Source organism: Anaerostipes faecalis (assembly GCF_018982945.1).
GTDB classification, from domain to species: Bacteria; Bacillota; Clostridia; order Lachnospirales; family Lachnospiraceae; genus Anaerostipes; species Anaerostipes faecalis.
Genome location: NZ_JABRXE010000008.1, coordinates 66,719 through 90,436 on the forward strand (window position 1 = coordinate 66,719; position 23,718 = coordinate 90,436).

The 23,718-nt window shown below is 37.8% G+C and carries 26 protein-coding genes; all 26 read right to left on the reverse strand.

Features of this window, described 5'->3' with window-relative positions; all coding sequences use genetic code 11:
• Position 1 precedes the first annotated feature (1 nt).
• On the reverse strand, positions 2-970 hold the full coding sequence (locus tag KTB61_RS09665) for an RluA family pseudouridine synthase (protein WP_216697387.1): 969 nt from the start codon (positions 968-970) through the stop codon (positions 2-4).
• Positions 971-980: 10 nt separating this feature from the next.
• The gene (locus KTB61_RS09670) at positions 981-1,739 is read right to left on the reverse strand and encodes an SDR family NAD(P)-dependent oxidoreductase (protein WP_216697388.1); all 759 of its coding nucleotides are present in this window, start codon (positions 1,737-1,739) and stop codon (positions 981-983) included.
• A 35-nt stretch (positions 1,740-1,774) separates the two neighbouring features.
• Entirely contained in the window at positions 1,775-2,440 is a 666-nt protein-coding gene (locus KTB61_RS09675) for an HAD family hydrolase (protein ID WP_075758399.1), read from the reverse strand.
• Positions 2,434-3,171, reverse strand: a complete 738-nt coding sequence (locus KTB61_RS09680) for a pseudouridine synthase (RefSeq protein ID WP_216697407.1) — start codon at positions 3,169-3,171, stop codon at positions 2,434-2,436. Before KTB61_RS09680 ends, KTB61_RS09675 begins: the two co-directional genes overlap by 7 nt.
• A complete protein-coding gene (locus KTB61_RS09685) occupies positions 3,162-4,523 on the reverse strand; it encodes an RsmF rRNA methyltransferase first C-terminal domain-containing protein (protein WP_075760470.1) in 1,362 nt (453 codons plus the stop codon). The genes KTB61_RS09680 and KTB61_RS09685 overlap by 10 nt, the downstream gene beginning before the upstream one ends.
• Positions 4,524-4,530: 7 nt before the next feature.
• Positions 4,531-5,334: a GTP pyrophosphokinase gene (locus KTB61_RS09690; protein WP_075758397.1), complete on the reverse strand. Its 804-nt coding sequence runs from the start codon at positions 5,332-5,334 to the stop codon at positions 4,531-4,533.
• A gap of 120 nt (positions 5,335-5,454) precedes the next feature.
• Entirely contained in the window at positions 5,455-6,417 is a 963-nt protein-coding gene (locus KTB61_RS09695; protein ID WP_075758396.1) for a beta-ketoacyl-ACP synthase III, read from the reverse strand.
• Positions 6,418-6,498: 81 nt separating this feature from the next.
• On the reverse strand, positions 6,499-7,971 hold the full coding sequence (gene spoIVA, locus KTB61_RS09700; RefSeq protein WP_216697389.1) for a stage IV sporulation protein A: 1,473 nt from the start codon (positions 7,969-7,971) through the stop codon (positions 6,499-6,501).
• Positions 7,972-8,087: 116 nt separating this feature from the next.
• Positions 8,088-8,963 (reverse strand): shikimate dehydrogenase, encoded by an 876-nt coding sequence (gene aroE / locus KTB61_RS09705; protein WP_216697390.1) that lies wholly within the window; start codon positions 8,961-8,963, stop codon positions 8,088-8,090.
• 13 nt (positions 8,964-8,976) lie between these two features.
• The gene (gene glpK, locus KTB61_RS09710; RefSeq protein WP_216697391.1) at positions 8,977-10,473 is read right to left on the reverse strand and encodes a glycerol kinase GlpK; all 1,497 of its coding nucleotides are present in this window, start codon (positions 10,471-10,473) and stop codon (positions 8,977-8,979) included.
• A gap of 27 nt (positions 10,474-10,500) precedes the next feature.
• Positions 10,501-11,958 (reverse strand): UDP-N-acetylmuramoyl-L-alanyl-D-glutamate--2,6-diaminopimelate ligase, encoded by a 1,458-nt coding sequence (locus KTB61_RS09715; protein WP_075758392.1) that lies wholly within the window; start codon positions 11,956-11,958, stop codon positions 10,501-10,503.
• A gap of 14 nt (positions 11,959-11,972) precedes the next feature.
• Complete coding sequence (gene dapF, locus KTB61_RS09720; RefSeq protein ID WP_075758391.1) at positions 11,973-12,809, reverse strand: diaminopimelate epimerase; 837 nt, start codon at positions 12,807-12,809, stop codon at positions 11,973-11,975.
• 166 nt (positions 12,810-12,975) lie between these two features.
• A complete protein-coding gene (locus KTB61_RS09725) occupies positions 12,976-14,244 on the reverse strand; it encodes an aminotransferase class I/II-fold pyridoxal phosphate-dependent enzyme (RefSeq protein ID WP_075758390.1) in 1,269 nt (422 codons plus the stop codon).
• Between the two features lie 25 nt (positions 14,245-14,269).
• Positions 14,270-15,289, reverse strand: a complete 1,020-nt coding sequence (locus tag KTB61_RS09730) for an NAD(P)H-dependent glycerol-3-phosphate dehydrogenase (RefSeq protein WP_216697392.1) — start codon at positions 15,287-15,289, stop codon at positions 14,270-14,272.
• Between the two features lie 9 nt (positions 15,290-15,298).
• Entirely contained in the window at positions 15,299-15,922 is a 624-nt protein-coding gene (gene plsY / locus KTB61_RS09735) for a glycerol-3-phosphate 1-O-acyltransferase PlsY (RefSeq protein ID WP_075758388.1), read from the reverse strand.
• A complete protein-coding gene (gene der, locus KTB61_RS09740) occupies positions 15,922-17,244 on the reverse strand; it encodes a ribosome biogenesis GTPase Der (RefSeq protein ID WP_216697393.1) in 1,323 nt (440 codons plus the stop codon). The genes plsY and der overlap by 1 nt, the downstream gene beginning before the upstream one ends.
• A gap of 71 nt (positions 17,245-17,315) precedes the next feature.
• Positions 17,316-18,134 (reverse strand): peptidoglycan editing factor PgeF, encoded by an 819-nt coding sequence (gene pgeF / locus KTB61_RS09745; RefSeq protein WP_075758386.1) that lies wholly within the window; start codon positions 18,132-18,134, stop codon positions 17,316-17,318.
• On the reverse strand, positions 18,124-18,465 hold the full coding sequence (locus KTB61_RS09750; RefSeq protein ID WP_075758385.1) for a YraN family protein: 342 nt from the start codon (positions 18,463-18,465) through the stop codon (positions 18,124-18,126). Before KTB61_RS09750 ends, pgeF begins: the two co-directional genes overlap by 11 nt.
• The gene (locus KTB61_RS09755; RefSeq protein WP_216697394.1) at positions 18,465-19,121 is read right to left on the reverse strand and encodes a ribonuclease HII; all 657 of its coding nucleotides are present in this window, start codon (positions 19,119-19,121) and stop codon (positions 18,465-18,467) included. Before KTB61_RS09755 ends, KTB61_RS09750 begins: the two co-directional genes overlap by 1 nt.
• 2 nt (positions 19,122-19,123) lie before the next feature.
• Positions 19,124-19,684 (reverse strand): signal peptidase I, encoded by a 561-nt coding sequence (gene lepB, locus KTB61_RS09760; RefSeq protein ID WP_075758384.1) that lies wholly within the window; start codon positions 19,682-19,684, stop codon positions 19,124-19,126.
• A gap of 8 nt (positions 19,685-19,692) precedes the next feature.
• A complete protein-coding gene (gene ylqF / locus KTB61_RS09765) occupies positions 19,693-20,541 on the reverse strand; it encodes a ribosome biogenesis GTPase YlqF (RefSeq protein ID WP_075758383.1) in 849 nt (282 codons plus the stop codon).
• 18 nt (positions 20,542-20,559) lie between these two features.
• On the reverse strand, positions 20,560-21,114 hold the full coding sequence (gene lepB / locus KTB61_RS09770) for a signal peptidase I (protein ID WP_075758382.1): 555 nt from the start codon (positions 21,112-21,114) through the stop codon (positions 20,560-20,562).
• A gap of 72 nt (positions 21,115-21,186) precedes the next feature.
• Positions 21,187-21,534, reverse strand: a complete 348-nt coding sequence (gene rplS / locus KTB61_RS09775) for a 50S ribosomal protein L19 (RefSeq protein WP_075758381.1) — start codon at positions 21,532-21,534, stop codon at positions 21,187-21,189.
• Between the two features lie 122 nt (positions 21,535-21,656).
• Positions 21,657-22,499, reverse strand: a complete 843-nt coding sequence (locus KTB61_RS09780; protein WP_230973711.1) for an HAD family hydrolase — start codon at positions 22,497-22,499, stop codon at positions 21,657-21,659.
• A complete protein-coding gene (gene trmD, locus KTB61_RS09785; RefSeq protein ID WP_075758380.1) occupies positions 22,489-23,205 on the reverse strand; it encodes a tRNA (guanosine(37)-N1)-methyltransferase TrmD in 717 nt (238 codons plus the stop codon). Before trmD ends, KTB61_RS09780 begins: the two co-directional genes overlap by 11 nt.
• Entirely contained in the window at positions 23,198-23,713 is a 516-nt protein-coding gene (gene rimM, locus KTB61_RS09790; protein WP_075758379.1) for a ribosome maturation factor RimM, read from the reverse strand. The genes trmD and rimM overlap by 8 nt, the downstream gene beginning before the upstream one ends.
• Between the last annotated feature and the right edge of the window lie 5 nt (positions 23,714-23,718).

Genomic DNA, 23,718 nt, shown 5'->3' on the forward strand with positions numbered 1-23,718 from the left:
ATTATCTCCCAAATAAATCTTTTTTAATTTTACAAAACATTTCCGGCAGAGGAGCTTTAATTATTTTTCCCTGAAGATTTCTACATCCATCCATCTGATCAGGAAATTTCAATTCACTGCAGTGCAACAGCTGACTTGTAATTCCATATTTATCTTTTGCCCACTGATTCCATGATTTATGACCATATTTAAAATCTCCCAAAAGGGGATGTCCAGTACTGGCAAGATGTGCCCTGATCTGATGAGTTTTTCCGGTAATCAGTTTAACACGAAGCAATGTACACTCATCTTTTGTTAAAACCGGTTCATAAAATGTTTCAATTTCAACGCCATCTGCTCCTTTTTTCCCTGAAACCATAACCTTATTATTTTTATGATTTTTTACAAGAAATCCCGATACTTTTCTGGACTGATCGATTCTCCCTTTTACGATACAAAGATAATATTTATCAATCGTTCGTTCTTTTAACATATGCGCCATTGTCTGCAATCCCTCCAGAGAAATTCCGCCGATAATAATTCCCGTGGTATTTCGGTCCAGCCGGTTACAGATTGACGGTGTTACCATCTGTAAATCCTGTTTTGTGATCAGGTCTTTCTCCAATGCATAGGGAGCAATCTGTTCATTGATAGAAACATCTGATGCTTTGGATTTCTGGGATAAAACACCCCATGGTTTATTAATAAATATTACATTCTGATCTTCATAAAGCACATCCAGAGATAATGTCTGCTTCTGAACTTTAACTTCCTTTTGAAAATTTATAATGGTATCTTCAGCCAGATAAATCTGTATCAGATCTCCATTGACCAGCTTTTCGTTGCCTGAAGCCTTTTTACCATTTAATTTTATATTCTTTTTTCTAAGCATTTTATATAAAAAGCTTTTGGGAGCCTGGTTTAAATATTTCCCCAGCATCTTATCCAGACGCTGTCCCTCCTCTTTTGATGTCACATGTATTTCTCTCATATAGTTCCTTCTAACCAATAAATTTTATAATCAGTTCTTCGGGCAGAATCGCACAAAGGATTCTCATTACTTTCATAGTAAATCCATAAACGGAAACCGCTTTATTCCTCTTTCCATCCTCTAATGCTTTTTTTACAACTTTTTTTGTATCTGCCATAACAAATTTTTTGTAAAATTTCATTTCCTGATGCTGATATGCCGTTTCAAAAAATTCTGTTTTTACAGGTCCCGGGCAAATAGCTGTTACTTTGATACCTCTAGCAGCCACTTCCTGGCGAAGTGCCATGGTAAAGCTTAATACATAAGCTTTTGTTGCCGCATATATTGAAAATCCCGGCTGAGGACAGAAAGCTGCTGATGAAGCAAATTGAAAAATATGTGCTCCTTTTTCCATATAGGGAAGTACCATATATGTCATTCTGGACAGTGCAGTACAATTAAGCTCTATCATATTAACTATTTCCTCTTCTGACAAAGTCTCAAAATTTCCTGAGATTCCTATTCCTGAACTATTTGCCAATATACCGACCCTTGGTTTTTCTTTTTGTAGAATCACTTTTAATTTTTCAAAACTATCATTGTTTCTTAAATCAAAAACAAAAGGACGTATTTCAACATCCTTTATCTGCTCTTTCAGAGCAATTAATCTATCTTCTCTTCGTGCAATAACCCATATTTCTTCAAGTACCGGATATTTTTTTACAATCTGCAAAATAAATTCTCTGCCCATACCGGAAGATGCACCTGTCACAATTGCAATTTTTTTCATCTTACTTTCCTCGTATCACTGAAATCTGCCTGTAATCATAATTTCTGATATGTCCCATTGAGAACATCATAATAGGATTCTATGTAATAATCTGCCAGCTGCAGTTTTTGTTCCATCACCCGTTCTGAATAAGGATCCTTTACTGCACAGGTAGTCATATTGGCCCGGTTACCCGCCATCAGCCCATAAGGAATATCTTCGAACACCAGCACCTGTTCTGGTTCTACATTAAGGTTCCTTGCCGCATGGAGATAGACATCGGGCTCCGGCTTTCCCTTGGGAACCTCATTGGATGTACAGATATAATCAAAGGCATCCATAATACCATTTGCTTTCAGACATGCTTTTGTCAGTTCTCTTGAATTACTGGTTGCAATTCCCAAAGAATATTTCTGTTGTTTCAACATGGAAATAAATTCACGGGCTCCATCTTTTAAAGGAATTTCATGTATATACATCTGAGATGCCATTTGATTCCATGTATCCATGATTTCTTCAATAGAAAGTGGTAATGGAAAGTGTTCTTTAAAATATACTGCCGTTTCACGAAAACTAAATCCTTCCAGTGCATCATTTAATCCTTCCGGAACAGTCATTCCATATTTTCCGAGAAAACGGATATCAATTTCTTTCCAGATCCACATGGAATCAACTAACGTTCCATCCAGATCAAATATTACTGCTTTTTTATCTGTTAACATGTATGCTCCTTTAACTGTCTGATTTCTTCCGATGTTAATGTTCTGTATTCTCCCAATGATAGATTCTCATCCAATACGAGTTTTCCCATAGACAAACGTTTCAGGTATAAAACCTCGCTTCCGGCAGATTTTACCATTCTCTTTACCTGATGATACTTTCCTTCTGTTATGGTTATTAAAATCAGAGATTCCTTTTCATTTGCCTCAATTATCTTAAGTTCCGCCGGTTTTGCCACTTCACCATTTCCTATGGATATCCCATTTGAAAACAGCTCCACAGCTTTTTTATCTATACACCCGGAAACTCTGGCAAAATAGACTTTTTTCACATGCTTTTTGGGTGAAAGCAGATTATGAGCCAATTCTCCATCATCCGTCAGTAATAACAATCCTTCTGTATCTTTATCTAGTCTTCCCACAGGAAACAGTTTATTCTTATAAGATTCACTAATCAGATCCAAAACTGTTGAATCCTGCCGGTCTTTAGTAGCAGAAACCACTCCTGCCGGTTTATGAAGCATCAGATAATGAAACTCTTCATAGGATAATTTCTTCCCATCAAGTAAAACCTGCTCTGTCTCCGGCTGTATTTTATATTCAGGTTTTTTTATAATCTGATCCTTAACCTGTACTTTCCCTTTTTTCAGGAATTCCTTAGCTTCTTTTCTGGTAATATCCAGACAGCTGCACAGATATTTATCCAAACGTACCTGTTTTCCCATTATAACCATCTCCAACTGGATGCGTACTTATTTTTCATTCTTCCTTTTTTTATCTTACCCCAACCTAAAGGAAACTGTCCTGTTCCAATCAGATGAATTCCTTCAGAGCTGGTATCAACATCCAGAGTCTCACATTTTAAATATTTTATTGTCTGCTCATCATTTTCTTCAAAAGATATATACGCCGGATATTCTTCCGGGCGAAGAGCAACTGCAAATGACTGACTTGGCTCAAATCTGCCTTTCTTCATTTCTCCCAGAAATAATCCTTTTCTTAAAATACGGACCTTGGAAAGTTCAGGAATATCTTCTTTCAGATAAAAAAGTTTCCCCTGATGCTCTCTCACATGATTCCAGTCTATATCCATCTTACATTGTTTAAAAAATTTCTTTGTTTCATCTGTAAGTTTAGGTTTTCGAATACGTTCATATGTGAATTCCGGTTCCTGACCTGGGGCTTTCATAAGTAATGCCAGAAAATGACCTTCTCCTTTAATCTTATGAGGCCAGAGTCTGATACAATTCTTAATATCCTCTCTTCCTGTCAACGTCCATTCAGGATGTCCCTGATCAAATCCTTCACACATTTTCATTGGAACCAATGATAAATCCTCATTTTTTTCAAGTAAATATTCTATTACCTGTTCGTTTTCTTCCGGAGAAAAAGTGCAGGTGGAATATAACATCATCCCGCCTGGCTTTAAAAGCTTTATGGCATCATCAACAATTTCTCTTTGTAATCTGGCATAAGGTTCACTTCCCTTTTGCTCCCAGTTTTTGATTTCATTATTGCCCTTTCGAAACATTCCCTCTCCAGAGCATGGAGCATCCACCAGAATCTTATCAAAAAATCCTGTCAGTGACGGTACCATATATTTTGCTTCTGTACAAAGAACTATACTATTTCGGATCCCAAACATTTCAATATTTCGAATTAATGCTTTTGTTCTTGAAATGCTCACATCATTTGATACAAGAAGACCTTCTCCTTTAAGCTTCGCTCCCAGTTCTGTTGATTTGCCTCCCGGTGCAGCACACAAATCCAGGACCCTGTCCCCTGGATTCACCGGCAGATAAGCCGCCGGTGTCATGGCACTAGGTTCCTGGATGTAATAAAGTCCTGCATGATAAAACGGATGCTTAGAAGGTTTTTCTTCTCTGTCAACATAAAATCCGTTTTCGGTCCATGGAACTTTTGTAACATGAAACGGACAAATCTTTAAGAATTCTTCCACTGAAATTTTCAAAGTGTTTACTCTGATTCCATAGTATGCCGGATCATCTAAATGTCTCTCATATTCCGCAAAGTCTTCCTTTAAAAGACCTTTCATTTTTTTTTCAAATTCAATTGGTAATTCCATATTTCTTTTATGAAATACTCTGTGCACGATAACCCTCTGCTATAATATCCAGCTGTTTGTTAAAATGCTCCAGGCTTTCCATATCTCCTGTCTCGTAGATTTTATAAAATTCATCCTGTATTTTAATTACTTCATGCTTATTTGCAACCTTGTACAGATTCTGCATCGTATGAAGGATCTCAGATACAACATTGGCCTTCTTTCGAAATGAATTCTGCGCATCCATTATCTCATCACGAACAGAAGACATTTCACGATCCAGCATAACAATTGCGTTTGATGCACGAAGCAGCTTTTCTGTTACATGATCGGGAATATTTCCTTTGTATTTATACTGCAGGGAATGTTCCACTGTTGCCCAGAAATTCATGGCAAGAGTTCTGATCTGTATCTCTGCCTGCAGACGTTTTTTGCCATAAATGGTATTAACTTCATAATAAATAATCAGATGATAGCTTCTATATCCGCTATCTTTCGAATGGGAAATATAGTCTTTATGGCTTTTAATCTCCATATCTGAACGATTCTCGATAATCTCAACAACTTTCTCGATATCTTCCACAAACTGACAAGTAAGGCGTACTCCTGCAATATCTTCCAACTCCGTCTCTATGTGGTTAACATTGATTTTTTTTCGCTGCATCTTATCCAGAATACTTGATATGGTCTTCACTCTTCCATCCACCTGTTCAATAGGCGAATACCTTCCCGCTTGCCGGTATTCTGCAATGATATGGTGAAATTTCAAAACCAGTTCATCTACCGCCAACTCGTATGGGCTAAGCATTTCTCTCCACAATTGTATTTCCATGTATAACCTCCTGTTTATCATTTTATTATAACATATTTTTGCATAGAAAAATAGCCAACTTTCGTTGATATTACATAAAGCTGACTATTCCTTATCCCATCTTATGAGTTTAATCTTTTGTTACCACTCCAGATATACTGCTCCCCAGGTTAATCCTCCTCCGAAACCACAGAGCACGATCTTGTCTCCTGGTTGCAGCATACCTTTTCTATTCATCTCATCCAAAAGAATAGGCACTGTTGCTGAAGAAGTATTTGCACAGTGATCCAGATTCATCGGGAACTTCTCAATTGGTTCTTTCAATCGTTTTGACGCAGATTCAATAATTCTGCGATTTGCCTGATGAAGAACATAATATTTAATTTCGTCTTTGGATATTCCCGCTGTCTCCAAGACTTTATTTATACTTGCCGGAATTTTCTTCACTGCAAATTTAAACACTTCCTGACCATTCATGGAAACCTGCTCTAAAGGACTATCATCTTTCACAAGAAGGTTATTCAGCTTTCTTTCACCACAAGTCAGTACATCTCCCATACTGCCATTAGATCCTGCTTCAATAAAAATTTCTCTTTCAGGATCAGCTTCAACAATAGCACATCCGGCGCCATCACCAAACAGAACACAAGTGCTCCGATCATTCCAGTCCATAAGTTTTGAAAGTGTTTCCACACCAATGACCATCATTTTCTTACCCATCCCTGCCTTGGCATATGCCATAGCTGTCTGAAGTCCGAAAATAAATCCTGAACATGCTGCATTAATATCCATACAAACTGCATTTACAGCTTCAATTCCCTTCTGAACCTGACAGGATGTACTTGGTGTAGCATGATCTCCAGATAAAGTAGCTACAAAAATATGATCCAGCTCTTCTGGAGAAATTCCTGCATCCTCTAATGCAATCCTGGCAGCTTTTACTGCCATAGAAGATGTTGTATCCTCTACAGAAATATGTCTTGATCTAATACCCGTTCTTGACGAAATCCATTCATCACTGGTATCCATCACCTTCGCAAGATCATCATTGGTTACATTTCTCTCCGGAAGGAAACTTCCTGTTCCTAATATTTTAACAGCCATAATAACTCCATTTATTCTTTTGATTTTAAATTACTTTGTCTATCAAAGTATATTCTTTTTTTCTCCATTTGTCAATGTATCTCAGATGATGATACAAACTAATCCGCCATTACTTTCATTAATAATTTTTTCCATGGTTTCCTGGAGCTTTTGCTGACTTTCATCAGTCATTTTCAAAGCTTTTGCCTGCATACCGTCTCCGACCAGCTGCTCCAGTGTTTTACCAAAAATATTCACATCCCACATACTTTCTCCAGGCTCTCCTGATCCTTTTTCAATATATTCCATTAAATCTTTTGCCTGATATTCTTCTCCTACAATAGGCGCAAGCTCGGTGGAAATATTTGCACGAATCATATGAATAGAAGGTGCACTGGCTTTAATCTTTACTCCATATTTATTTCCATGTTTCACAATCTTAGGTTCTTCTAATGTAATATCTTCTTTTGTAGGAGTTACAACTCCATATCCCCTTTGTTTTACAGCATTTAATGCTTCCCCTACTTCCTCATATTCCTTTTTCTTTCTCGCCAGCTCTCTCATAATCCTAATGAATTCATACTCGTTTTTAATTGGAAATCCGATGGTTTCACTTAGGAAGTCGTAATAATATTTATCGTCTATTGTCACCTGTACTGTTACTTTTCCGGTATCCATGGCAACCGAATCCAGTTTCCATGCCTTTATGTACTGATTTTCCGGAGTCATTTTCTCATAAACATCTTTCATAGTGGATTTTTCTTTCATGATTTCTGCAGCAGTCTCTAACAATTCCCTTTTCACAGGATGACTTTTTGATAAAGTTTCTGTCCATTTTGGAACATAAAATCCAATATAGGAAATTGGAAATTCCATTAGAATGCTTTTTAAAATCAAATATATATCTTCCTTTTTCAGCTGTTCCAGATTTAACGGAATTACCTTCGCCTGATATTTTTCTTCTTTTTCCTTTGCCAGCGCAATAGTTTCCTCTGAATATGGATGTACCGTATTTAATAATACTACAAAGGGTTTTTTTAGATTTTTAAGCTGAGAGACAGTTTCCTTTTCCGGTTCCTCATACTGCCTGGCCGGTATATCCCCAAAAGATCCATCACATGTGACTACTACACCTATGGTTGAATGTTCCGTAATAACTTTTCTGGTTCCTATGGCAGCTGCTTTGGTAAAGGGAATTTCATAATCAAACCACGGAGTCTTTACCAAACGTTCTTCCTCCCCTTCCATATGTCCTGTAGCTCCATCCACCATATAGCCAACACAATCAATCAGACGAACACTTAATTCTATTTCATCCTCAACTTTAATAGAAACTGCTTCATTGGGCACAAATTTAGGTTCTGTGGTCATTATGGTTTTACCGCTGGAAGACTGTGGCAATTCATCATTTGCACGATTTCTCTCATTTTCATTTTCCATATTCGGAAGTACCATCAGATTCATAAACCGTTTGATAAATGTACTTTTTCCCGTTCGAACAGGTCCGACAACGCCAATATACATTTCCCCATTGGTTCTTGCTTTCATATCCTTATATACATTAAACTGATCCATAATATCCTCCTTGGATAGACTGTTACAGTATATGCAGGATTTTTGAAAATATTCCCTTTATGCAAAAAGGACCTGTTCCAATTTTCACTGAAACAAATCCCTTTTGTCTTTATCCTTTATACTTCACTGAAAAATTTAGCCTTCACTTCTTCCACCGGCATTTCTTTTCCGGTAAACAGTTTAAAAGATGCAACTCCCTGCCATAAAAGCATTCCATTCCCTGGAACTGTGATACATCCATGTTCTTTAGCTTCTCTTAACAGCCTTGTTTCTTTCGGATTATAAACAACATCTGCTACTACCAGTCCTTCATGAAACAGACTTGTATCCGTGATAACTGTTGTATCTTCTTTCGGTTTCATTCCAAGAAGAGTTCCATTAACCAGAATATCTGCTGCATCAATTTTCTCACGCATAATATCTTTCGCATCCAGATCATACAATTCTACCTGACACTCCGGAACTTTTGCCATAATCTTTTCAACCATTTTTTCTGCTCTTTCGAAGAACGGATCTCTAGGATTAAAAATTGTAATTGATGCTGCTCCATCCAGTGCACATTGTACCTGAATGGCTGTTGCTGCTCCACCTGCACCAAAGATCACGATATTTTTATCTTTTACTTCTACACCATGGTCTTTTAAATTGGCAACAAATCCTTCACCATCTGTAATATGTCCATACAGTTTTCCATCACGATTCACAATAGTGTTAACTGCTCCGATCAGTTCAGATGCCGGTGATAATTCATCCATATTCTGCGCTGCTGCTGTTTTACATGGCATTGTTACATTACATCCCTGTATATTTAATAAACGCATGGTTTTTACAAATTCAGGCACCTGATCTTCTTTAATATCAAATGCAAGGTATGCTCCATCCACATCACATGCCTGAAAACCATAATTTTGCATTGCCGGTGATCCTGAATGTCCTACTGGCGACCCGATTAATCCGTATAACTTTGTTGTTCCTGTAATTCTCGCTTCCATTATGCTAATTCTCCTATTCTTTTTCCCAGCCTAAACTTCTATTAACAGCTTTCTGCCATCCAGTAAGTTTCTCGCTGCGTATTGTATCTTCCATATCCGGTTGAAAGATCTGATCTAATTTCCAGTTCTTTTTAATTTCATCTTTATCTTTCCAGTATCCTACTGCAAGACCTGCCAGATAGGCAGCTCCCATTGCTGTTGTCTCCACACATTCAGGTCGATGTACCGGAGCATTGATCATATCTGACTGAAACTGCATTAAAAAGTTATTGGCACAAGCTCCTCCATCAACTTTTAATGATTCAAGATGGATTCCACTGTCTTCTTCCATAGCCTTCAATACATCCAGCGTCTGATATGCCAGAGCTTCCAAAGTTGCTCTAACGATATGTTTTTTGTTAACTCCTCTGGTCAATCCCTGAATGCTTCCTCTGGCATACTGATCCCAATATGGAGCTCCAAGTCCTGTAAAAGCCGGAACCACATAACATCCATTGGTATCCGGTACAGATACTGCCATGGCTTCACTTTCAGATGCCTTCTCAAATAATCCTAATTCATCTCGCAGCCACTGAATCGCTGCTCCTGCCACAAATATTGAGCCTTCCAATGCATAATCAATTTTTCCATCCATTCCACAGGCAATGGTTGTTATCAGCCCGTTCTTGGAATTTACAGGCATTTTCCCTGTATTCATCAGCATAAAACATCCTGTCCCATATGTATTCTTTGCTTCTCCTGGTTCAAAGCAGGTCTGACCAAACAAAGCGGCCTGTTGATCTCCGGCTGCACCGGCAATAGGAATTTCACAACTCATAATATCTTTATCCAGATATCCATAAATTTCACTGCACGAAACAACTTCAGGGAGAATTTCTTTGGGAATATCCAAAATCTTCAGAATTTCCTCATCCCAGCACAGATCATTGATATTAAAAATCATAGTTCTTGCCGCATTAGTATAATCCGTTACATGAACTTTTCCACCAGTTAAATTCCATATTAACCATGTTTCTACGGTTCCGAACAGAATATCTCCCTTTTGAGCCTTCTCTCTTGCACCTTCTACATGATCAAGAATCCATTTAATCTTCGTACCTGAAAAATACGCATCGATCGGAAGTCCTGTTTTTCTCTGAATCATTTCTTCCAATCCCTGATTTTTTAACTGGTCACAATATCCTGACGTTCTCCTGCATTGCCATACAATAGCATTATAAATGGGCTGTCCGGTATTCTTATCCCATAAAATAGTTGTTTCTCTCTGATTGGTGATACCAATTCCAACCACATCTTCTGCTTCAATCCCTATTTTTTCTACAGCATAAATCATAACCTTTTTTTGTGTTTCCCAGAGTTCCACAGGGTCATGTTCCACCCATCCTGGTTTTGGGAAATACTGAGTAAATTCCTGTTGTGCCATACTGCAGATTTCACCTTTTTCATTAAACAGCACACAACGGGAGCTGGTTGTCCCTGCATCCAGGGCCATCATATATTTGTGTTCCATAAACGATTCTCCTTTGCAGAGATGATTCTATCTTCCTTCGATGATTTCCTGAATCAGATCTCTTTCATCCATATGGTGTTTTACACCTTTTATTTCCTGATAATCTTCATGTCCCTTCCCTGCAAGTATTACGATGTCCCCGCTTCCAGCATGTTCCATACAATATCGAATGGCTTCTTTACGATCCGGAATAGTTACATATTCACCCGGACCTTTATGAACACCAATCAAAATGTCATTGATAATATCCATTGGTTCTTCATTTCTTGGATTATCGGAAGTTACCACTGTAAGATCTGCAAGATTTGAAGAAACCTCTCCCATTTCATAACGTCTGGCTTTTGCACGATTTCCACCACATCCAAATAAGCAGTAAATCTTTTTTGGATTGTATTTTCTAATGGTTGTCAAAAGACTTTCCAGACTCATGGCATTGTGAGCATAATCAATCATTAATGTATATTCTCCTGGAGTTTTTACAATCTCCAGTCTTCCTTTTACCTGAATGGTATTCAATGCAGATAGTACATCCTCTTTTACAATTCCCATATGGCGGCAAAGAGAAATCGCTGCAAGGGAATTATATACTGTAAAATCTCCCGGAATGTCTACATGAACATTGTATTCCTGTTTTCCTTTCAGATCATAGGATACTCCCAGATATCCAGGTTCCTGTATACGCTTTACATTCTGGGCATACACATCATTGGTATCTTTCATGCCAAATGTCTCAATATCACAGGTATGGTCTTTGATGATACGATCTACATACTCATCATCTCCATTGACAATTCCCTGTTTACATTGCTGAAACAGAAGGCTCTTGCAATGAATATAATCATCCATATCCTTATGTTCGTTTTCCCCGATATGGTCTTCTGCCAGATTGGTAAATAATCCATAATCAAAAGTGAATCCACCAACTCTGTGGAGCATAAGTCCCTGTGAAGATACTTCCATAACTACATTTTTACATCCTGCATCTGCCATCTTACGAAATGATTCCTGAATCACATAAGACTCCGGTGTCGTATTTACAGAAGGAATCTTATCATCACCAATAATCGTCTCAATGGTTCCGATCAAACCTGTTTTCTGTCCTGCATGCTCCAGCACGGAACGAATCATATAAGTAATAGTTGTTTTCCCTTTGGTTCCTGTAATTCCAATAGTGGTAAGTTCTTCTGCAGGATATCCAAAATATGCTGCTGACATCTCTGCCAGCGCCAGTCTTGTATCCTTCACCTTAATAACGGTCAGCCCTTCCGGCATTTCTGTATCTTTCTCTACCACCACTGCTGCTGCACCATTTTCAGCAACCTGTGCAACAAATTTATGTCCGTCAAAAGCTGCTCCTGAAATACATACAAACACACTTCCTTTTTCAACTTTTCTGGAATCATAAACCAGTGTAGATATTTCTATTTCTGCATCTCCCTGGATACATTCAAATTCTGATCGTTCTAATAAGTCTTTTAATTTCATCTTTTCCTCCAAAATTAAAGTTCAATCTCCCCGTCAAATACCTTAGTTGCTGGTCCTGTCATAAAAATGGTGTTTTTATCTTCATCATATTCTATCTGAAGATCTCCACCTAATAAATGCACCAGAACTTTCTTTCCTGTCTTGTGATTCAGATAAGATGCATATGCACTGGCACATGCTCCTGTACCACATGCCAGAGTCTCTCCTGCTCCACGTTCCCACACGCGCATTTTAATGGTATTTTCATCCACCACTTCAATAAACTCTGTATTGACTCTGTCAGGGAACATCGGATGATTTTCAAACTTTGGCCCGATTTTTTCAAGATCTAGATTATCTACAGAATCTACGAATACAACTCCGTGAGGATTTCCCATAGAAACACAGGTAATATTGTATTCTTTTCCATCTACAATCACAGGCTGATCAATGATTTCATCCAGATCATCATAAATTGCCGGTATTTTAGCAGCGTCTGTAATAGGTGCCTCCATATCAACTTTAACCCATGTCACCTTTCCATCTTCCACCGTAAGATCTAATTCTTTAATTCCACCTTTGGTTTCAATGGTAATTGTTGTTTTATCTGTCAATCCATAATCATAAACATATTTGGCAATACAGCGCACTCCATTGCCACACATGGCACCTTCTGATCCATCAGAGTTATACATGGCCATCCTAAAATCAGCTTTATCTGATGGACAAATACATATCATTCCGTCAGAACCAATTCCAAAATGACGGTCACTAACAAATTTTGCCACCTTGTTCGGGTCATCTATGGTTTCTTCAAAACAGTTTACATATACGTAGTCATTTCCACAACCGTGCATTTTTGTAAATTTCATGTAATCACTCCTTTTTTCACTTTTTTATTATTCTATCACAAGGGCATTATTAAAGTCTACCAATTCTTGTTCTCATTCATAACAAGCACTATTTTATTCCACAGAGAAAAAACTGCGCTTTCAGATTACCTGAAAACGCAGTTTTCTTTTTCGCAATTTGTATATATTATGCTTCTAACAGTTTTTCAATTCCAGCCTTCTTTACACAGACACAGAATAAATCCATTGCCTGCTGGAGTTCTTCAACTGTAGGATAGGTTGGAGCAATTCTTAAATTACTGTCCATTGGATCGTTTTTATATGGATAAGTTGCCCCCGCTCCTGTCAGAACAACACCTGCTTCTTTGGCAAGACGTACAACTTCTTTTGCACATCCTGGAAGAACATCAACAGAAACAAAGTATCCGCCTTTCGGATTTTCCCATGTGATCAGACCACTTCCTGCCAGCTCTTTTTCCAAAGTATTTAACACTGTTTCAAATTTAGGTTTCATACAATCTGCAAGAATCTGCATATGATTGCGAAGTCCCTGAGCATCTTTAAAGAACTGTACATGGCGAAGCTGATTGATTTTATCAAATCCAATAGTCTGTGCGCCCATGATTTTTTTAATTTCAGCAATATTTTCATCACTGGCTGCAACCAGAGAAACACCTGCCCCAGGGAAAGAAATTTTGGAAGTTGAGAAGAAATAATAAGGACGGTTCTTTGTTCCTGCCTCTTCACACGCATCTAAAATATTCTTTACTTTTACATCTTCAAATATCGGATGCACACCATATGCATTGTCCCAGAATATTTTAAAATCTTTTGCAGCTGTCTTCATGGAAGCCAGACGATCTACTGTTTCATCACTGTAACAGATACCCTGTGGATTAGAGAATTTTGGTACACACCAGATTCCTTTAATAGAATCATCTTCTGCTACAAGTTTTTCTACCTGATCCATATCAGGACCATCATTTGTCATAGTAACCGGAATCATTTCCATTCCGAGGGTTTCACAAATGGTAAAATGTCTGTCATATCCTGGTGCCGGACAAAGGAATTTTACTTTATCCAGCTGTCCCCAAGGTTTTTCACCCATGGTACCAAATACAAAAAGACGCATCATTGCATCAAACATCAGATTTAAGCTGGCATTTCCACCAATAATCAGCTGATCTGCCGGAATATCAAGTAATTCACTGAAAAGTCTTTTCATTTCAGGAATTCCATCCAGCACACCATAGTTTCGTACGTCCATCCCAGCTTCTGTGTGGAAATCTGTCATTTCTTTTAACATTCCATTGGAACAATCAACCTGACTTGGTGCAGGTTTTCCTCTGGACATATCCAAGGAAAGGTTCATGTCCTTAAATTCCTGATATTTCTTATCAACTTCTTCTTTTAATACCTGAAGTTCTTCTTTTGTTTTTTGCGTAAATGATTCCATTTGTCTTTTTCTTCCTTCCTATAATCTATTCTGTCTTATCCCATTCCAAACTATTATATTCCTTTTTAGGTTCGCGAACCAGTAAGTTGGTTACTTCTTCTTTTGGATCTGCATTTTCAAACAATACCCGATTCACAGCTTCAACAATCGGCACAGATACTCCGCATTTTTTAGCCAGTCCAAGAGCAGCTTTTGCTGAATATACACCCTCAACTACCATTTTAACCTCTTTCATTGCCTCATCAGCTGTCATTCCTTTTCCGATCAAATATCCAGCTTTTCGGTTACGGCTGTGGACACTGGTACAGGTTACGATCAGATCACCTACTCCTGTCAGTCCTGAGAAAGTCTCAGGTTTTCCTCCAAGAGCAACTCCCAGGCGTGAAAGTTCAGCAATTCCTCTTGTCATTAATGCTGCCTTCGTATTATCACCATATCCAAGACCATCTGTGGTTCCGGCTGCCAGAGCGATAACATTCTTTAATGCCCCTCCCAATTCAATTCCTATTATATCCGGATTGGTATACACACGGAACACTTCACTCATAAAGGTATCCTGAAGCATTTCTGCAATTTCTTTTTTTCTGGATGATACTACAACTGTTGTCGGAATTCCTTTTCCAACTTCTTCTGCATGACTTGGTCCCGAAAGCACACAGACTTCGGCATTTGGAATTTCTTCTTCGATGATTTCAGATAATGTCATATATGTGACATCTTCGATTCCTTTTGCCACATTCACAATAACCTGTCCGTCTTCAATAAAAGGTGCCATCTGTTTTGCCATCGTACGAACAACCGGTGATGGAACTGCCATTACGACAATATCTTTATCTTTCAGACTGGTTTCAAGATCTGCTTCCACTGTAATATTTTCAGGCAGTATGACTCCTGGAAGCTTATCTTCTTGCTCTCTTTTTGTTGTCAGCATTTCAATCTCATGAGAATCTACTGACCACAGCATTACTTCATGTCCGTTGTTTGCCAATAGTACAGCAAGGGCAGTTCCCCAGCTTCCTGCACCAATAACACTAACTTTTTTCATTTATTCCTCCTAACGATCAACCTTTTGACCTAATTTATTTTCAGTTCCATGAATTAATCTGTCAATATTCGCACGATGTCTCCAAATTGCCATAATAGTAAAAATGCATCCCACAACTACAAGTGCTGTATCATGTGGGCTATTAAAATACAGAATAAACGGGATAATCAATACCATACATATGGATCCAAGTGATACATATTTGGTAATAATCGTCACAACAAGGAAAACAAGTGCACATAAAAGTCCTAACTGCCAGTGGAATGCAAAGATAACACCTCCGGTAGTTGCAATTCCCTTACCTCCTTTAAATCCAAGATAAAATGGGAAGTTATGACCAAGCACTACCGCGAATCCAGTCAAAAGCCACAATGCCGCCTGTCCGTCAACTCCAAATGCCGGAATGATTATGTATCTGGCAAGATTCACTGCAACCAGTCCCTTCGCCGCATCACCTAAAAATGTCACGATTGCTGCTCTCTTGCCAAGTGTTCTTAAAGCGTTTGTTGTTCCGGAATTTCCACTTCCGTAATCACGAATATCTATTTTATTAACTTTTCCAACAATATATCCTGTCTGGATACATCCAAACAAATATCCTATTAACATACATACTGCCATACAAACTATCATTATCTTTCCTTCCTTTCCCTGGCAATAATATGGATTGGAGTTCCACGGAAACCGAATGTATTTCGAATCTGATTTTCCAGATATCTTGTATATGAAAAATGCATCAGCTGTCTATCATTGATAAATACCACAAATGTCGGAGGTTTTACAGAAACCTGCGTCATATAATAAAGTTTCAGACGTTTTCCTTTATCAGATGGAGGCTGTTTCATTGCCATTGCCTCTGCAAGAATTTCATTTAATACACCGGTCTGCACACGAAGTGCATGATTTTCAATTACAACATCCAGCAAATCAAAAATCTTATTGAATCTTTGTCCTGTTTTTGCCGATACAAATACCAACTCCGCATAAGACATATATGCAAGCACTTCTCTTACTTTGTTTGTATATTTATATATTGTTTTATCATCTTTTTCAATTAAATCCCATTTATTTACCGCAATGATCATTCCTTTTCCTCGTTCATGGGCTATTCCTGCAATCTTCGCATCCTGCTCTGTAATTCCTTCTTCTGCATCAATTACAAGAATCGCAACATCACAGCGTTCTACCGCTGCAACCGTACGAATGACACTATATCGCTCAAGATCTTCCTTGATACGGCTTTTTCTTCTCAGACCTGCAGTATCAATAAACACATATTCCTTATCTCCCCTGCGGATTACCGTGTCGATAGCATCTCGGGTAGTCCCTGCAATATCAGAAACAATCAGTCTTTCTTCTCCCAGCATCTTATTGATCATAGAAGATTTTCCTGCATTTGGCTTTCCGATAATCGCTATTTTCGGACGTTCATCATCCTCTTCCTTAAGGCTCTCAGGATCACAGTTGGCGATAACCTCATCTAACAAATCTCCAAAACCAATCTTGGAATTTGCAGAAACCGGAAACGGTGTTCCTAAACCAAGGTTATAAAACTCATAGGTATCCATGATAAATTTTTCATAGTTATCAACCTTGTTTACTGCAAGCACCACTGGTTTCTGTGAACGACGCAGCATATCTGCGACCTGATAATCTGCATCCACCAGACCCTGTCTCACATCAGTCAGAAAAATAATCACATCTGCTGTTTCAATGGCAATCTCCGCCTGATCCCTCATACGAGACAACAGCAAATCTCCTGTATCCGGTTCAATTCCTCCTGTATCAATCATTGTAAACTGATAATCCAGCCAGGAAATATCCGCATAAATTCTGTCTCTTGTTACTCCAGGAGTATCCTTAACAATAGAAATATCTTCTCCCGCCAATGCATTAAACAATGTAGATTTACCAACGTTTGGTCTTCCCACAATAGCTACAATTGGTTTACTCATAATCTATATTCCTCTCTTAATATTCATAAAAAACAGATATTCATGTATAGTATAAAATAATATCCTTTTAATTACAATACGATAAATGCTCCTAAATTACCTCTTTTTCCATGACTGGCTCTATGAGAAAATAATAATTCAGAATTACAGCAGGTACAAATATCTGTCACATCCAGATGTTCTTTTAAAATCCCTGCCTCAAGTAAAATGATTTCATTTACTTTCCATAAATCCAGCTGGTATTTCCCATTTCCTTTATCTATCAGATAATCTTCCCATGGGCATTCCTTAAATTCCTTTTTAAATTCTATTGCAACATCCTCACTGATTTCATAACAGTCCTGACAAATGGACGGTCCAACTGCTGCAATAATATCTTTTCTCTCACATCCATAATCTTTTTCCATGACGCTTACCATTTTAGCCCCGATCCTTCCGACAGTCCCCCGCCATCCGGAATGTGCCATTGCTGCCACTTCTTTGATCGGATCGTAAAAAAATAACGGAACACAATCTGCATAACTGGTATACATTGGAATTCCTTTTATATTTGTCACCAGTCCATCCATATGTGTCATTACTTTACCACAATCTTCTTCTGTAACTTTATGAATGCTTGTTTCATGGATCTGATTTGAAAAAACCAGTTTTTGGGAATCAAACCCAATAGCTTTTCCAATTCTGCGGAAATTCTCATCTACTGCATTTTTGTCATCTCCTCTGGTATAGCTTAAATTCAGAGATGAAAAAATACCTTTACTGACTCCTCCAATTCTGGTAGAAAATCCATGTGTAACTCCCGCTTTATCTAATTTTTTAAAAGTAATATATGGCACTTCACCCTGGTGAAGCACCGTAGAATGATTTTGATTTGACTTCTTAAAATGCATGTTTTATCACTCTTATTTTCTTTCCTAATATTTCAACTACATCAAAACGTATGGCTTTATCAAATGAAATAGAATGCTGCTTCATATAAACCATAGCTGTTTTTCTTATTTTAGCCTGTTTCTTTTGGTCAACTGACTCCCCGGGATATCCATAACAGGAATCTTTCCGATATTTCACTTCTACAAAGACCAGCACCTCTGAATCCATTGCTATAATATCAATTTCTCCGGTACGAATTCCATAATTCTGTTCCAGAATCACATATCCCTGCAGTTTCAAAAATTCTGCTGCAACTTTTTCAGCTGCCATTCCCTTTTTCCTCTGATTCATTATATATACTTCTTTACAAAGGTTTTTCGATGAATATCACAGATTCCATGCTCTTTAATACCCTGAATATGCGCCTTTGTTCCATATCCTTTATTTTTTGCAAAATCATAGCCTGGATATACATCGTCATATTCTTTCATCATACGATCCCTGGTTACTTTTGCAACAATACTGGCTGCAGCAATGGATGCACTTTGTGCATCACCTTTGATAATCGGAATCTGAGGAATATCAACTTCAGGTATTGTTACCGCATCATTTAACAAAAGATCAGGCTGTACAGTCAAACTTGAAATTGCAGAGCGCATTGCCTGATATGTAGCCTGCAGAATGTTTATATCATCAATCACTTTTTCTGATGCCATGCCGATACCAACTGCAACTGCCTTTTCATTTATTTCATCATAAAGCATTTCTCTTTTTTTCTCAGAAAGCTTTTTAGAATCATTTAAATACAAAATATCACAGTCCTTTGGAAGAATCACTGCTGCTGCCACAACCGGACCGGCAAAAGGTCCTCTTCCAACCTCATCGATTCCACATATATATGAACAATCACCATGTTCTCTTTCATAAGAGAACATTTGATACATTCTTTCTTTTTCCTGCTTTAATTTTTCAGCTTTTCTTGCTTCTCTTTCTTCTTTTTTTGTCATTTTTATTCCTTCTGAATCCTTCCTGCCTGTTTCCACGGATATATTCTGAAAATAACTCTGCCGATTATTTCATCCCGGCGAACCGATCCAACTTCCTTATAACGGCTGTCCAGACTGTTTTCCCGATTATCTCCCAGAACAAAATACTCATCTTTTCCCAGTTTCACTGTTTTAGTCATAGTACCCTGATGAGTATAGTAATCTTTCGCATAATCCCATGAAATTTCTCTATCATTAATATACACAACACCGTTAGCGATTCTGATTATCTCTCCTGGTAACCCGATAATACGTTTTACAAATAATCTTTTCTGATCTCCCGGTCCCGGAAATACAACAATATCAAACCTTTCCGGAGCTTTGAAACGATAGGTCAGTTTATCCAGTATAACCTGATCACCATCTGACAGCACGGGCTCCATGGAGCTTCCTGTTATTTTTGTACGCTCACCGACAAAAATAATGACTCCTGCAGCAACTATTGCCGCCATAGCAAATGTAACCAGCCAGAGAAACAACTCTCTTCTGTCTCGGTTTTTTCGTCTTCTGACGCGAAATGACATATTAAACCTTACTCCTCTTCCGGGATCTCCAGTGATATTTTTCCTAACTTACCATTTCTGAACTCTTCCAGCAGAATATTGGCTGCCTTAGTATAATCCAGCTCATCTCCTTTTAACTTGCAGTTACGGTTTAGAGCAATTGCTTCTAAAATCTTTACTCTATCCATTGTTTCATCAACCTGATAGCGCTGATTCAGAATACCCTCATAATTCATTGTAAGAAATTCAATCAGCTCCAGTGCCATTTCATCCTGATTCAGAATTTCATCACGTATGGAGCCAATCAATGCCAGACGAAGACCCACTGTCTGATCTTCAAATTTAGGCCATAATATTCCAGGGGTGTCAAGAAGTTCAATATTCTTATTTAACTTTATCCATTGTTTTCCCTTGGTTACTCCTGGCTTATTTCCTGTCTTTGTACAGGCTTTTCCAACAAGGCTGTTAATAAATGTTGATTTCCCGACATTAGGAATTCCTGCGATCATGGCACGAATCGGTCTGTTTTTTATTCCTCTTTTTCGATCTCTTTCAAGTTTTTCCTTGCAGGCATCCATTATAATAGATTGTGTAGCTTTCACACCTTTCCCAGCCTTGGAATTGGTTTTTGCCACAAAAAATCCTTTTGATTTGAAATAATCTTCCCACATAGCTGTAACTTTTTCATCTGCCATATCTGATTTATTTAACAAAATCAGGCGAAACTTATTGGCCGCCAGCTGATCAATATCTGGATTTCGACTGCTCAAAGGAATTCGTGCATCTACCAGTTCAATCATAATATCGATTAATTTCATATTTTCCTGCATCATACGCTTTGCTTTGGTCATATGACCAGGATACCATTGAAAATCCATGTTTCTTTCTCCTTTTACTTATCCCCATGGCCAGTATTTAAAGCTTACTTTGCCAATAATATTTTCCCTTTTAACATTTCCAATACTTGCACTGCGAGAATCTTCACTATTATTATAATTATCACCTATTACAAAGTACTGATTTTTCTTTAATGTGATTTTATCAGAAGCAAGTCCTGGTGAAAGAATTTTTTCTTTTGAAAATGCCTGAGTCCTTTTTCCATTGATATAAATTCTTCCATCCTTTACTTCCACTGTTTCTCCCGGCAATCCAACAACACGTTTCACATAATAACTCTTATTCTTCTCATCATCCAATCTAAATACGATTATATCATATCGGCTTGGCTTTTTCACTTGATAGATGATTCTATTTACCAAATGCTTTTCACCTTTCTCAAAAGTCGGTGCCATAGAATCCCCTTGAATCGTGTAACTAAAACATATAAAACGAACAATAATGAAAGCAAAAAATACAGCTGTTACAAATTTCAGTATATACTGAATAATTTTTTCCCTTCTCTGACGCTGCTGTTTTCGCATCTGATAAGTTACGGTATATCCATTCCTCATATCATCATACTCCTATGAAACAAAACAGGGATAAGCTATACGCCTATCCCTCTTCCCTGTAATCTGTTTTGATTATACTCTTTCTTTAACTTTTGCAGCTTTACCTACACGGTCACGTAAGTAGTATAATTTAGCACGTCTTACTTTACCACGTCTTACAACTTCAATCTTTTCGATGATTGGAGAGTGAACTGGCCAAGTTTTTTCAACTCCTACACCACTAGCCTGTTTTCTGACTGTGAATGTTTCACGAGCTCCACCGTTCTGTCTTTTAATAACAGTTCCTTCAAATACCTGAATTCTTTCACGGTTTCCTTCTTTTACTTTTGCATGAACTCTTACAGTATCTCCTGTTCTGAATTCAGCTACTTCTTTTAACTGTGCATCTTCAATGCTCTTAATAATATCCTGTGCGTTCATTGTTGTTCCTCCTTGAACTGATTTAGATGTTCTTAATACCTTTTGTAACAGAGGACCATCCTATTTATAACAACTCGAATATCTTAGCATATTTTTATGTCTATGGCAAGATTTTTTTTAAACTACTCAGAATTTTTTTCAAGAATAAACTTCTCCATGGCTTTTGCCACACCATCATGATTATTTGTATCGGTAATATAATCTGCTATTTTTTTTACAGAATCCAGGCCATTTTCCATAACCACAGATAATCCAGCCTCTTCAAGCATTTCCATATCATTATCTGCATCACCAAAAGCCATTGTTTCCTGCTGCTTTATACCCAGTATCTGTGCCAGATGCTTCAATCCATCTCCTTTATTACATCCTTTTGGAGAAATTTCAAGATTCTTAGGCAATGAACTTGAATACTGTATATCGGAAAACCTTTTCAAATCCTCCCAAACTTTTGCTCTCTCTTCCATTGTTCGAAAAATCAAAGTCATTTTCTCTACGGTATCTTTATGCTCTTCTATAAAATCTTCCACATTTTCTACTATTTTTCTGGACCCCTTTACAATAGCCCTTGTATTATCATCTAATTGATAATAATCCAGATTCTCCATGGCTTTTCTTTCCCCATAGGATTGTCCATTCTGACTTACACTGATCATCAGATCAAACTGTCTAAGATATTTTATCAGTTCCAAAACCCTTTCCGACGAAAAATGATTTTTATAAAGAACCTTTTTTTCTCTAATATCATAAATTGTGGCTCCATTACTAAAAATTCCGTAACGAATTTTTCCCATTGATGATAATTCTTCTGGAAGAGCATTTACGGCTCTTCCTGTAGCTGCTACAAAATGTACTCCCTGATCCAATACTTCTTCTATCACTTCTCTGGTATGTTTTGTTATGACACGATCCCCATTTAATAAAGTGCCATCCATATCTGCTGCAACCAGCTTTATTCTATGTTTCAATTTTTTCTCCTGTTTCCTTCTGATATGCTTCCCACAAATCAGGCCTTCTTTCTTTTGTACGCTTTATTGACTGTTCTAGACGCCATTTTCGAATATTCTCATGATGACCGGACAATAATACATCCGGAACCTCCTTATCCAAAAAAACAGGAGGTCTTGTATACTGAGGATATTCCAGCAATCCATTTTCAAAGGATTCCTCACCGGCAGAATCATCATTATTCAAAACACCTGGTACCAGTCTGGAAATAGCATCTATCATTACCATGGCAGGAAGTTCTCCTCCTGTAAGAACATAATCTCCGATAGAAACGTAATCTGTTACAATTTCTTCCAAAACTCTCTCATCGATGCCTTCATAATGTCCGCACAGAAAAACAAGTTCCTCTTCCTTTGCCAGTTCCTTTGCCATATTTTGATTAAAAACAGTCCCCTGAGGCGTCATATAGATAACTCTCGGTCTCTTTTCCATATGCTTTACCAGATCTTCATATGCACGGTATATAGGCTCAGGCTGCATTACAAGGCCTGCTCCTCCTCCATAAGGATAATCATCAACTTTCATATGTTTATTAGTTGAATAATCTCTGATATTTACTGCATGGATATCCAGACATCCTGACTCTATCGCTCTTCCAATAATACTGGTATTCAATCCATCTCTTACCATATCAGGAAATAATGTTAAAATATGAAATCTATTCATCCAGCAATCCTTTCATCACATTGACAGTTACCTGTCCGTTATCAAGATCAACCTTTTTTACACACTCTCGGATTACCGGCAAAAGCACTTCTTTTCCGTCTTCCATAGTAACTACATAGACATCATTAGCTCCTGTCTGAAGAACATCTGTCAATTCTCCAAGAACCTCTCCGTTATCTTCACGAATCACTGTAAGACCGATCAGATCAACTATAAAATATTCATCTTTTCCCAAAGGTACCGCCTGATCCCTTGTGACAAATAAACCACAGCGTTTATACATTTCCACCTGGTTAATATTATCAAACTCTTTAAATTTAAGAATCGGCTGATTTTTCATAAACTTACAGGAAACCACATGCAGCAGAATGCGCTCTTTTCCTGTATCAAGATACACTTCCTTCAATTTTTTAAAACGTCTGATATCGTCTGTCATTGGGAAAACTTTCACTTCCCCGGCAATCCCATGTGTATTGGAAATAGCGCCAACCTGTAAAAATTCCTCCATTGTGT